This window comes from Nitrosomonas communis (genome assembly GCF_001007935.1).
In the GTDB taxonomy this organism is placed as follows: domain Bacteria; phylum Pseudomonadota; class Gammaproteobacteria; order Burkholderiales; family Nitrosomonadaceae; genus Nitrosomonas; species Nitrosomonas communis.
Window position 1 is genome coordinate 2,770,523 of the sequence record NZ_CP011451.1, and the last position, 12,615, is coordinate 2,783,137.

At 43.1% G+C, this 12,615-nt stretch carries 13 protein-coding genes; 5 read left to right on the forward strand and 8 right to left on the reverse strand.

Annotation, left to right across the window (positions count from 1 at the left end; genetic code table 11):
* Positions 1-494 precede the first annotated feature (494 nt).
* The 3 genes from AAW31_RS12670 to AAW31_RS12675 form a co-directional block, all read right to left on the reverse strand.
* A complete protein-coding gene (locus AAW31_RS12670; RefSeq protein ID WP_046850494.1) occupies positions 495-686 on the reverse strand; it encodes a hypothetical protein in 192 nt (63 codons plus the stop codon).
* Between the two features lie 7 nt (positions 687-693).
* Positions 694-834: a hypothetical protein gene (locus tag AAW31_RS21410; RefSeq protein WP_158441518.1), complete on the reverse strand. Its 141-nt coding sequence runs from the start codon at positions 832-834 to the stop codon at positions 694-696.
* 1,099 nt (positions 835-1,933) lie between these two features.
* The gene (locus AAW31_RS12675; RefSeq protein WP_046850495.1) at positions 1,934-2,164 is read right to left on the reverse strand and encodes a hypothetical protein; all 231 of its coding nucleotides are present in this window, start codon (positions 2,162-2,164) and stop codon (positions 1,934-1,936) included.
* Positions 2,165-2,798: 634 nt separating this feature from the next.
* On the opposite strand from AAW31_RS12675, the gene AAW31_RS12680 reads away from it, so the two are divergent.
* Positions 2,799-3,062 (forward strand): hypothetical protein, encoded by a 264-nt coding sequence (locus AAW31_RS12680; RefSeq protein WP_046850496.1) that lies wholly within the window; start codon positions 2,799-2,801, stop codon positions 3,060-3,062.
* A 606-nt stretch (positions 3,063-3,668) separates the two neighbouring features.
* Here AAW31_RS12680 and AAW31_RS19095 read toward each other — a convergent pair.
* The 5 genes from AAW31_RS19095 to AAW31_RS12710 form a co-directional block, all read right to left on the reverse strand.
* The gene (locus AAW31_RS19095; protein ID WP_052752243.1) at positions 3,669-4,427 is read right to left on the reverse strand and encodes an SEL1-like repeat protein; all 759 of its coding nucleotides are present in this window, start codon (positions 4,425-4,427) and stop codon (positions 3,669-3,671) included.
* A gap of 33 nt (positions 4,428-4,460) precedes the next feature.
* Positions 4,461-5,063, reverse strand: a complete 603-nt coding sequence (locus tag AAW31_RS12695; RefSeq protein ID WP_046850498.1) for a hypothetical protein — start codon at positions 5,061-5,063, stop codon at positions 4,461-4,463.
* Positions 5,064-5,123: 60 nt separating this feature from the next.
* Positions 5,124-5,609, reverse strand: a complete 486-nt coding sequence (locus tag AAW31_RS12700) for a hypothetical protein (protein ID WP_046850499.1) — start codon at positions 5,607-5,609, stop codon at positions 5,124-5,126.
* Between the two features lie 143 nt (positions 5,610-5,752).
* Positions 5,753-7,042 (reverse strand): CRISPR-associated endonuclease Cas1, encoded by a 1,290-nt coding sequence (gene cas1 / locus AAW31_RS12705; RefSeq protein ID WP_046850500.1) that lies wholly within the window; start codon positions 7,040-7,042, stop codon positions 5,753-5,755.
* Positions 7,008-8,009 (reverse strand): hypothetical protein, encoded by a 1,002-nt coding sequence (locus AAW31_RS12710; protein WP_046850501.1) that lies wholly within the window; start codon positions 8,007-8,009, stop codon positions 7,008-7,010. The genes cas1 and AAW31_RS12710 overlap by 35 nt, the downstream gene beginning before the upstream one ends.
* 147 nt (positions 8,010-8,156) lie before the next feature.
* Between AAW31_RS12710 and AAW31_RS12715 the strand changes: the two genes are divergently transcribed.
* The 4 genes from AAW31_RS12715 (at position 8,157) to AAW31_RS12730 (ending at position 12,505) form a co-directional block, all read left to right on the forward strand.
* Positions 8,157-8,348, forward strand: a complete 192-nt coding sequence (locus AAW31_RS12715; RefSeq protein ID WP_046850502.1) for a ribbon-helix-helix domain-containing protein — start codon at positions 8,157-8,159, stop codon at positions 8,346-8,348.
* Positions 8,349-8,351: 3 nt separating this feature from the next.
* Positions 8,352-8,993, forward strand: coding sequence for a hypothetical protein (locus AAW31_RS12720; RefSeq protein WP_046850503.1), 642 nt, complete (start codon positions 8,352-8,354; stop codon positions 8,991-8,993).
* A gap of 136 nt (positions 8,994-9,129) precedes the next feature.
* Entirely contained in the window at positions 9,130-9,480 is a 351-nt protein-coding gene (locus AAW31_RS12725; protein WP_158441520.1) for a hypothetical protein, read from the forward strand.
* A gap of 7 nt (positions 9,481-9,487) precedes the next feature.
* Positions 9,488-12,505: a DNA polymerase domain-containing protein gene (locus AAW31_RS12730; RefSeq protein WP_046850505.1), complete on the forward strand. Its 3,018-nt coding sequence runs from the start codon at positions 9,488-9,490 to the stop codon at positions 12,503-12,505.
* Positions 12,506-12,615 lie beyond the last annotated feature (110 nt).

The window sequence follows — 12,615 nt, forward strand, 5'->3', positions numbered from 1 at the left end:
TCAAACTAGACGCACATTCGCATCTATGATGTTGTCTGCCGGTGAAAATATAGCGTGGGTATCTCAGCAAATGGGGCATTCTAATGTGTTAATTACTGCACGTACATATGCTCGCTGGATACCTTCCAATGAACAGAAAGGAAGTAAAGCTCTGAATATGTTTGGTCAACATTTAGCCAGCATCAAAAATAAATCATCAAATAATCAATATCCTACAAGGAATATGCGCGGGTTCGAATCTCGCCTTCCCAATATTCCAGTATTTGAGCGGTTATTGGGGTAATTCATGTTTTTTTCCTCTTAATATTCATATTCCCATCAAGAAATATCTTTAATTTTCCAAGTGAAGAAAACCACACACCCGTGGTAATCAATGATTTTGCTTTAGCCAATTGGAGAAATAGACAACTTAGTTTTCTTGCCACGCTTGGCCGGCTGGAACACCGATTCAGATAGCTTCCCGCCCTGCTCTATCTTCTGGTCGACAGTCGAGCTCAAGAGATCCTTGATTCTCGATATGAATCCAGCATATTGACGCGCTCATAATTCCGTTGCTTCTCTCCCGTTGGTCTCACCAGTTCTTCTGCCTTCGCCTCCATTATCGCCAGTAGTTCGCCCTCGACGTCCGGTCGCTCAGGAATGAAAGTATTGATGCCGAAGCCTTCGTCGTTGAAGATGTAGTTCATTTCGTAGTTAACTGGCGTGCTCCTCCATCGCTTCGAAGGAAGGTGAGAAATCCGGTCCTCCGTAGCGGGTGCTGTCAAAGGAGTTGCGCAGAATGGGGAAGTCAATTTCCTGCTCCACGGCAGCGGCGCTGTCGCCGGGTTCCACCATGATCGCATAGCTGTACAGTCGTAGTTATAGGGTTCCCCGGAGCAGGCTTTCGAGATCTGCTGCTGCATCAGCTTTCGAACATCGGGATTGAGGATGCGACTGACCAAGTTAGGATCATTGAGGACTAGTATGGTGTACCCTCTTGTAATTCTAATTCTTAATATAAAAGCCAGCAATTTTTAGCATAAAACTTATTTTTTACAAGGCATGACGTTATTTTATAACTGCTGTTTCTATTGAAAATTAGAATAAGATGGATGAGAAAAAAACAAAGTGCCCAGGATCAATACCTGACCGAGCGCCTGGCAAAGTGCAACACTTTCGGATTATTGAGCTCCAAGCATTGCTAAAGGCTCTTGTGGCAGTTATTGGGTTAAATTGTTTTTGAGGTGATTTATTTTAAGGGTACCTCTAAAAATTCATATTTGCGAGTATCCGCTTCGCGGATTGCCTACTTACCCTGTTTCGTCACGATACTCCGCTGTTCACAAAAAATGTTGACGTAACATATAACTGATATGCAAGGAAACATTTTTTGTTCTCGCCTGGTCTTGTTCAGAATTCTGGATTTTCAGAGGCGTCCTTAAGTACATTAGAAATGGTTTGATTAAGAAGCGGCCAAGTTATTGACGAGTGATAGGGTAATTACAACAATTTTATTGATCAGGTTCGGTGAAGCTTTTGCATCTTTTTGAAGCACTCAAAATAAACATTAGCTCTACTCGACATAGAGCACTTACCCACAGCCTTATTCACGGAAATTGTGAATAAAAGCTTTCATCAATGAAAAGCTAGATTGGCCTTATCTTCACACTGAGACTTCAAGCATTTGTTAGTTACCAAGCTGTAAATCTCTCTTTTTATGTAAGAATAGGTAGATAGCCGGTAACTTAATAATTAATTCTTGCTACATAACACAATCGATGCTAGTAGAAAAAATAGCAAAAAATATTTTTCTTGACGCTCTCGCTCTAATTCCAAGAGAAAATTTTGAAATTAAAGACGAATTAAGTAGCCAGTCGTATTGCTCGCCGACAACGATAAATCGATAAGCTACTCTAGAAAGATCAAATCATCTTTAAACAAGTCAACAGATTTATTAATCGGGTCTATTATTTGTTGTTGCCTCACTTTCATCCTCCTGTGATTCGTTAAGAAATGCCATAAAGGCAGAATAACGAAAGATCAGGTTAAGAAGTAAAACTATTTCCCTTTTCCAAAAAGGAATATGAGGCGCATATTCCTCAATATGAGGATAGAAAATTAAAAACATTGCTTGAATATTATTGATACGTTGCTTTATATCAATCAATAAAGCTATAAAAAGCATATATATCCTTACATGGTTGTTGTTTGTTATAGTTGATTTTTATCTGGTTATCTATGTTTATCGGCTAAATGGCAAGTTTCTGTAGGAATAATTTTATTCAGCATTAAAAAATAAAATAACAAGCAAAAATAAAATAACAAGCCATAAATTGCGAGGAAGAAGTTATGGCGGGAAAAGTAAGTGAAATAATTCAATTAGTATCGACGCGTGAATTATTGAGAACTGTCAAAAAGCAGAAGAGTTGAGATCAGCGCAAGCAGTATGGCTTCCCTTGGAACTAGGTATGTCGACAGAGCAAATAGCGAAGGTCATTGGTCGTTCAGTCAGATGGACGTGTGTAGCCAGCGCATGCGCTACTGTAGAATTGCTCGCTGCGAGGAAGAGGCGCCTCGAACAAAACGGAGTCTGCGTAACCGTGCGATTGTCACGCTTGAGTAGGAAGCACAAATCCTGAATGAGGCTTAATTGCAAGCGACTCGAGGCGGCGTAGTAGTTGTTCCTCCGCTTAAAAAGAAAATCGAGAAATAACTGGACAAGCGCGTAGCGCTCTCAGCAATTTATCGAATGCTGGTACGCCATGGCTGGCGTAAACTAGCGTGCCGGCTACCGCTCATCCGCAAGGAGATGCTGTGCTGTGGGAGGGCTGGAAAAAGAACTTAAGGAACAGCTAAATGAAATGATAGCTAACTGGGGTAATTATCGCCCACTCCGTTTGATGTCTCAGAATAAAGCCCGCTTCGGCCATATTACGGACAAATGTTATTGCTGGTGCCACCGTCCAGATTGCTCGCTGGTGAGTACCATGGTGACGCAGCAATATACTTATGCTTATGGAGCAGCCAGTCCTCACTTGAGACCTTCGACAGTCTGGGAGCGATTACATGCAGGTTTTCATTAATGAGATGGCCAGCCATTACTCTTGTCAGTTGTTATCCTGATGATAATATCGTTCTGATCCTTCATAGCGCTGGTTAGCATAAAAGCAAGGATTTCCATTTGCCTGAAACCTCCGTTTATTATGCCTGCCCTGTATTCACCTGAACGAATCCATAGGCTCATCTTTAGGATGAGCTGCGGTAAAAATACTTTCATAATCGTGTGCTTGACAGTATTTATGCGCTCGAGAATCATTTAGTTACTGCATGAAGTGATTTCGAAAATGCCCAGGCTTTAATTACGAGGGGGTATGTTAACTTCTCCAAAATCGCCGTACACTTTTGACTCAGCGCTATAAATTGGCAGAAAACTTTCCGTTTGTCCAAGGACTTACTACTAATTGTCAAGCTACTGCGTTGCTATCTTTGAACTCATCCTCCTCACATCATCAGAACACTAAATGACCTGCTTTCATGAGACTACTCGCCCACACTGTAATTGCACTCTCATCATTCCTTGCTGATCCAATGAGGTACACCGATAATTCATATTGATTAAGCTAATAACAGTTGAGGAAGGCACTAACTATTCCGTTTTTCTAGCTTTGTTTATTTTGTCTTGTAAATGTTCAGTAACAAACTTCTTGCCACTTATAACGGTAAAGGTTGTCATCGTAGATTTGTTTTTGAACACAATTAGATGTACCAATTGGGGAAATCCGTAAACTTTGAATGGGTTCAACAGAAAGTGGCATTACTGGACAAATTCTCGGTGAACATATCGGTGGAACATCCAAAGTGCTAGAGCAAATGGCACTAACTTCGCCATCCATACATACACACTGACACCCTTGCTTTTGGATAGCGCTAATAGGAATAATTTTTTTATTTTGATGTATGCTATTGAAAATAGATGAACGTGAATGAGTTGAACCAGCTGCACCCCCTTGACTTGCATAATAAAGCGTTACCCCAACAGCAATACCCAGAAGAGTGTTTATTATTATTCTCTCAGTCTCTTCCCTTTGAAGTTGGGTGGGATGCTGACCAACGAGATCAGAAGGGGGAATATCTTCACCCATAGCTTTTAGCGTCAATTTGGCATTTTGGTCGCCGTAGCGACTCGCTTTTTTAAACCAGTATATCGCTTCTTCTTTACGGTCAACCATAAGTAAAGATACACCTAGGTTATTCATTGATGATGGGTTGCCTTCTTTTGCAAGCTCAGCGAAGTGGAAAGAAGCAGTTTCAAAATCTTTTCTTTCAATAGCTGCTAGTCCTATAGTAAAGGAAGGAGGTACCTTGCTACCTAATTGTGAGTTTGATTTACACCCTAATAGAGTAAAAATAATGATAGCTAAAGCCACAATTATTTTATGATCTTTCATCACATCTTCCTTTTTTGGAGAAACAGATTAGATTTAGATTGGTTCGTCTTGCTTAAGGAGGTGGCTCTCAAAAGCATTCCACCATTTATCTAATCCTTTTTTTACAGATTCTGGTGGAGGATTATGGCCATACACAAAACCTTTTACTTCTTTTTTAGGTTCTATATGAAATGTAAGCTGAACCAAGGTTTTATCAAGTTCCTTTGAAGTAATGCTTACGATAGCAGTAATATAAAAATTTCCTTCTGAATCTAGTGAATAAAAATTAGAATAAAATTTACCGACATGATTAGCTGCTATTGCTTGCATCATTGGCTCTTCGATTACTCTAATATTTTTGTACTCGTCCATTGTAAATGGGAGAGGTGTTGGAGCTTTGGCAATAAGTTTCGAATAAATGTCTTCTTCGGTAACCGTAAAACCAAGTTGGGTTATTGCCTTCTTAGCGGCATCCCAACATTTGGGCTTATCTGCAGAATAGATTCTAGAACCTTTGGAAGAAAGTATATTTTTGTTCACCTCACCCCAAAAGGAATCAATTTCATCCATTCCGCTTTGCATTTGCTGCATACTTACGCATCCAGCCACTAATATAAATAAAGTTACTATTAATATCTGTCTGCCAAAAAATTCCATCTTCAAATCCTCTATGAGCAACTAACTTTAAAGTCAAAATTTCTATTTGCTTGTGATGTTTTAGTTTGTTGGTACCCAATCTAATGCAGCAATACACACCTTTATATCTTCCTGTACAAGAATGTTGCGAAACGACTCAACATGATCTGCGCCACACACAAACAAGAGTGGCCATTGATTAAGCTTCTGAATTTGCTCCATCCAATATCGCTCACGTTCTACATGGCTTTCGGCAATTCGTTTCTTGATTTCAGTTTCAGACCAGCCTGAAAGAAATCCTTTCGAACTAATATCAATTATGTGTGCAATGCCTAATTTGGCTCTTTCAGACTGACCTGGATCACAAAAGCGGTGTTCTAGACCGAGTTTAGTCGCAAGTTGCTGAGGAATTGTTGCAAGATGATTAATTGCCATGAGTGATTCATAACTCATTTCCTCTGCTATTGAGCAAATTTCATGCATTTCACATAAATTTTTGAGAAAGACTTCGAATCCAAAATTTTTAACTTGAATAGAATGGCTCGTACCAACAAGAAAAACTTTCATTTATAAGCTCATTGAAATTTATGCAGAAAGGATATGCAGTCTGATCTAAAAACACAATAAAGCTTGGATCAGATCAATAGTTTGAGTTAAAAAACATTATTGCAGCCAACTTGCAGGTACTTGCTATTCTAGCCAACTGCGGGCTAAATGGCTGACTTCAATGATCTGTTGCCCAGTTTCTTAAGTAGTTCTACATAAACATTGATTTCTTCCCGAACGACCACTTCCGGCAACATGGCTTTCATCACAACTGCCTGCCCTAACTGCGGATGAACTCTTATTACCCCTTGACGATCCACTACAAAATCAGCCCGCCGCCAGCGCTGCTTTGCCACCCAGGTAAAAATTACCTGATCAACAACAGGTCTCAGCGGCTCCATCAAATCAAACACCAGCGATGCCCGTCCGTCTTGGTCAGCATGGAGACTACCGACAGCAGTATCTAAGCCAGTAATCTGCAAAGCCCGTTCCACTTGCCCAGCCAATATTGCATAAGCATAATTCAGGATTGCATTAACTGGATGTGTGGCTTTATGACCTTTGCCGGAAATACTGGACGCCCGCTGGGTAAAACTTTTCCATTCAGTTGGAGCGCCTTTCTCTTTCCACTTAAGCGGCCCCTTCCATGCAGACCAATAGGCTAACGCTGCACGGGCCTCAAACAGACGCAGCGCTTCCAACGTTTTAGCCTCGGTAATCGATGCAGCAAAGGTAGCAAATGAGGCGGCTAATTCCGGTTTTACTTTAATGCACGCTTCCAGTTTGCGTTGCAAAATTACTTTCGCCAAAGCAATCGGCTCTACGGTATATTGCAACCGCCGCAGCGATATGACGTGAGGAATGATGGGATGGGTCAAAGCCGTCAAATTGGCATCTCTATCCAATACATACAGGGCAATGCGTTGATCAGAGCACCATTGAATAGCAGCCGTGGACAGATTCCCAGTGGTATTCAATACGATAATCGCCCGGATCGCATGCACGCCACGGGATAAGCGCCTTTCCCGGTCAGGTACTTTAGATGAGGAAAATCCAGAGCGTAACACCAATTGCCCTTTATCTACGTTCAGACTGCACCCATTACCCGCCAGTGTTATAACGTCTTTTTCCTTGATTTGATCTGACCAACGCTGACTAGACTCGGCATATTCTTTACCATTGAGCGTAAATTGAGTAAAGGCCGGAAAACCATCGGTTGGGGTAACGTCAACCGGACGATGGTCGTCAAATGTTACATGAGGCTTTAAAACTCCATTAACGGGAGTCACTTTGATCATGGATAATGCTTTCTCAGCTTGATTGTTCAGTTGTGTAGCAATCTGTTTTCTTTCAAGTGTTCTGCCACTGTTGGAGCAAGGCTTGGAGCAATATTTCGCGCGCTTATCTTTTGTGGCAAATTCACTGTGGCATTGAGGGCATATCAAATAATGCATTCAATTCCTCCGTTGCGCTGTTCAGTATCTTTTTAAAATTTTCCGGAATAGCAAATTCTGGCCAATCCAGCATGTCATTTATGACTTGTTTAATATGTGGCAAAAGCGCTTGCCCGTGCTGAAGGTAGACAAGATAAAAAAGAACCATGACCAGATGTGTGTAGTATCTCAACTTATCTTCCGTAAAAGGATAGGGTTTCTTGCGTCGCAGCTTGCCGGATGGTCTGGGTGCCAGCGTATCGATTAGCCTGGTAATGAGGATATCGTCAGCCACACCTAGCATGGGAAGCTCTTTATTGCTTCCACCCACCAGCAGAAAGAAGCTCGTACCTAAATTCGCAAAGAAAACCACAAGCGGATTTTCATAGATTTGTTCTAGTTGATCAGGCTTGCTGTTTTCGATTAATTTCCGCAAGGCATCCGGCTGAAAGAAACTCGCAAGCTCAGCAATGGATTTAAAACATTCCGCTTCTTGACTCAATCCCTTATAGCCCAGGTTGCACGCGGTAAAGATTGCTTTCACCAGTTCGCCATGGGTTGACATGCGCTGACTGGTCGAGCGTTCAACCTTATCAGCTCGGTCAACCGACTCCAAATTGTGGCCTCTTTCCTGTTTATTCAAGTCGGCAGCCATCTGCTTGCTCAGCGCCAAAAGATGTTTACGTAACAAGTCTCCCCGCACACCCACTCCAGCGGCAATCAGAGCCTGTTCTGCCGCCTTGCGGTTGAGTCGTTCCTCTTTGATGTATCCGGCAATAAGCTGCAATCGCTCGATGCAGCTTTTTTCCCAAAGGCTTTCTTTACGCTCTCCTGGCCCAGCTCCACGTGTTTGTTGTCTAGGTAACAAACCATCCCGCTGCCAGCGTAACAACTTGCCATGGCTGAGCTGTACACCCGGCATTTCCTCGACTTCCATCAGCCTTTCGGCTTCCTTGATCAACTCGGATGTAGTCAAAAGTGTTTTCATAAACTATTTCTCAGATTTTCATAATATTTTCAGATTTTCATTATTTGCCCATTTCTGCATTTGCTAATGACTTCCAGATATCCAAGAATAACGCTCATATTCTAACAAATTAATTAACTACTTAGATTTTCATTAATGGAGACTTTTATGTCAAATATCACTTTCTCAAATCAGCGTTCGAGCACATTACCCGTCGTGCTCCCCATCAGCTGGATAGACCGTCTGACTCAATTAGCCCGCGAACGCGGTATCAACCGCAGCGCTTTGGTACGCGAAGTGTTGCAACAAACGCTGTTTGCTGATGAACAGACTCACTCGGTCGATAACAAGGACGCATAAACCATGGCAAGCAAGCAACGTAACTATAAAGCCGAGTATCAACGACGGAGGCAATTGGCACAGCAGAGAGGACTGACCATTGCACAAGCCAGAGGTCATGCTAGGAAGGATGAAACCAAGGTTTCCGAGCTGAAGCGCTCAGGTGTGATCGATAGCACACGCCTACCCACCCTCAAACGCTTCTACCAAGCAATAGAGGGAATTGCCTCCGGTAAATCCTTAACGCAAGCAGCCAAGGACGCCCATATTTCTGCAGCCACCATCAAGAAGCTTAATGCTGACCGGCATATCTTGTACCGAACACCGGATGGCAGGCATTGGGAAACACGCAGCGCTGCCCAATTTCCAATCCTCACCAAGGAAGGTAAATTGTTCCAGGAAATTCCACTTGATCGCAAGAATGCCAACTTAGTTGGCCTTTATTGGAATGCTACGCAGAAAGCGTACTTGGGAGACGCATCAGCCCTTAATTCTTTCATCCATATAACGGTGTTCGATATGCATGGTAATGATTATCAATTGTTGACTTCAGTCGATGATCTGATTTCCATTTTTGATCAGATAAATGAAGCTGACCGTGAAGGGTACGAACGATCATTTGCTTCCGATCAACGAGCCTTTCGGGTGCTGAATCATGCAGCCTGACTATATAAGCTGTAAACAATGCGGCGAATATCGCAAAGCCGCATTCAAAAAAGCTGAAATCAGCCTTTGCAATAACTGTGATAACCAAACGCACCGGAAAGGGTTTTGCTGGGTCTGCCGCCGCAAACATTTGCCCGTGGAAATACACCATTTGGCAGGCAGAAAGCATGCCTCAAATACCGTTCCCGTATGTCTCAACTGTCATGCCATGCTAACCCGTCGCCAATGTGATGAATGGCCTGATTTTTGGCGGGGTGAGCGGTGTGCTGCATTCTTACTCTTGGGTTTTCTCGATTATTGTGTGCTGGCCAGCAACCCTGCCATACCGTTAGAGCTGTTCAGCGAGCAATGTGAAGAAATGAAAGTGGCAGCTGTTGACAAAGCCGCAGCAGCACTAGTTTTTTTAATCAAAATCATATTGCCTGTCATTCTCCTGGCGCTGATCATAAATGTGCTCATGCAATCAGCAAGCAAACCAAAAGGCTGAATTCATCATGTCAAATAATCACAACAATCCTAAACCTGCCGCGCAATATTTGCGCTGTTTCATTGAAAAAATCGATACAGCGAAAAGTAACTCAGCGGACAAGGATCAGGAGACTAAAAAGAAGCATCAATCTGAAGAACTGAGTGCAGAAGCTCAAGCCATAATGGCAATCGGTCACCCCTATGAAGGTTACTGCCTGGTGTTCGACACCGAAACCATTACCGATCATCGGCAAGCTTTACGTTTTGGTGTATATGCCATTTATGGTATCGGTCCCGAAAAACGTGTCTGGCTTTATCGGCAAGGAACATTGACCCGTAAAGCTTTGGATCATCAGCAAGAAATGGGTATTTTTTATAATCCGGCTGAAATCAGCGAGGACGAGCTTTCAATCATGAAGCATTATGCTTATTTGAATAAACTCAAAGTCTACGAAAAAGCCGATTTTATTCGCAAAGTCTTTTATCCATGGGTTTATCAGAAACAAGCCCTGTGCATCGGACATAATCTGCCGTTCGATCTAGCACGTCTGGCGATGTGCTGGGGGGAAGCAAAGAGTAAATTCTACGGCGGCTTCTGGCTGACACTGTGCGATTGCCGTAATGATGACTCCTGCTTCGACCATCCACCCGTGCGGGTAAAATCTCTGGGTAATAAAAAAGCCTTATTTGATTTTCGCTCGCAGCGCAAGCCCACCGGAAAGATCAATCGCTACCGTGGCCGATTTCTGGATACGGCTACTTTTGGACGTGCTTTACTCGGGCCGGGTGATGCGTCATTGGCAGGTATGGGTAAGCGTTTTAAGGCTAAGGTACCAAAAAAAGAAGGTGACATTAAACACGGTGGGCCTTTATCTGAAACTTATCTACATTATGCCATACAGGATGTCGCAGCCACCTGGGCGCTATACCAGGCGGAACGCGAAGTTTATCGACAGCATGGCCTCACCAAAGCACCTTGGCAGATTTTTTCGGAAGCCTCTATCGGTAAGGCGTATTTAAATGACTTAGGTATTCCACCCTTTTTGAAGCAACACGCAACCTTTCCGAGAACCATCATTGGACAGGCTATGACCGGCTATTACGGCGGGAGAACTGAAGTTCGGATTCGATTACAACCCACCGAAGTAATTTATACCGATTTCACTAGTGAATATCCGACAGTCAATGCGTTAATGAATATTCAAGAGCTGTTGCTTGCTGAAAAGATCGAGGTACAGCCTTGTCTGGAAGAAGCGCAGCATTTTTTAGCGACTATAAATCTTGATGATTTGTTGGAGAAACAGACATGGCCACTCCTGCGCACTTTTGTCAAAGTAATACCGGATGGTGATCTGTTGCCGGTTCGAACTAATTATGGTGATCAATGTGCAGCGACTAATATTGGGTTAAATTATGTTAATTCTGGGCCCGCCGTCTGGTATAGCCTGGCCGATGTATTGGCTTCAAAACTGTTGACCGGCAAAATGCCCCATATTGTAGATGCGTTTAAACTGATACCTCAAGGGCGCATTAAAACCAAAGTATGGAAATTGTTTGATGATGAGCATTTTACTATTGATCTGGAAAAAGATGATTTATTTGCTCGTGTCATTGAGATGCGAGCGGACATTAAGCGACAAATGAAACACCAGGAACGAGATAGTGATGAATTCCTTTATCTGGATGGCCTGCAACAAGCACTTAAATTAATCGCCAATTCGACCAGCTACGGCGTGTTGGTCGAGATCAATCCCGATGACAGCCTGGATAGAGCAGTCCCAGTCAAGGTTTATACCGACCAATGCCAGCATTCGAAAACGAAAGCGCTGGAAGAGCCCGGTCCTTATTTTATGGGGCCATGTGGCGCTTTGATTCCAGCCGCCGGACGTCTATTGCTGGCGATAGCTGAAAAATTAGCTGCCAATCGCGGGATTGATTATGCCTTATGTGATACCGATTCGATGGCCTTTGCCTGGCCTGAAGGCATGGATAGAGCTGTCTTTCATGCAAAGGTAAAGGAAATTTGTGACTGTTTCAAACCGCTGTCACCTTATCGTAATCTTTCTGAGCTGTTGAAGATGGAGGATGTCAATTACTTTAATGGGCAACCTGAACCGTTGTATTGCATTGGGATTTCTGCCAAGCGTTATGCCTCGTATAACCGTACCGAGACAGGCTATCGAATAAGAAAGTTTTCTTCGCATGGTACCGGAGGATGGATGAAGCCGGCTTCCTATGAAGCCACTACGCCCGAGCCCTGTGAAAATGTTTACAAGCTCGGCGGTCACCGCTGGATGTATGATTTATGGTATAGCGCCATTGAAAAAATCGAGCAGGGTAAAACGCGAGTAACAATGGGACATCTGCCATTTCTATCTGCACCAGCTCTTACTCGTGTGACTGCCTCCACGGCAAACCTGCTGAGGCGGTTCAAACACATTCAAGATATTCGACCATTTTCGTTTATGATAATGCTTCCGTCATTGAATCAGTTGGAGCTTCTTGGCAGAATTGGGAGTATTTTTGAGAAATTCAGCGAGCAGACGCCACTCAAATCAGATCAAAACGTTAATTTTTTAGAGTTGAAAGGGGTGGCTTTTTATGCCCCCTATGGAACCGATATTGAGGCTGTTCGCAGTCAGATTCGGCGCATGGACAACAATGAATTAGTCATTATCGAACATAAAACGTTGGCAGAATGCGTGCTACATTATTTTTCTCATCCGGAAGCGAAAGCGGCTCATCCAAAAGGTTTAGGGCGGCTAGAAAGGCAGCACTTAAAAATTATTGAACATGTTTATATCGGCAAGGAAACGCATCGCATCAAGGATGATATTAGCGAAGCAAGCGAAGGTATTTTCGATTATGAGGATGCGGCGGAGTATGGCCGCACGGGGTTGGCTGAATTACTTAAGCAGCGGCCTATGAAAGAATGGGTGCAGTTAACGGGAATTCCTCGGCAGACGCTGTATGATATTCGAAATGGTGCCAAACTGAGTTTTGATACCAAGAAGAAAATCTTAAGTGCTTTGAAGTATAGGTAATAAATCCCGATTTGATCATGCCAAAATTTCACCCCGAATCATTTATCATTTTCAGCAAATCGGTAGTGTACCCGTAACCATTTGGTGGGAACTGTGTCGGTTGAGTAATG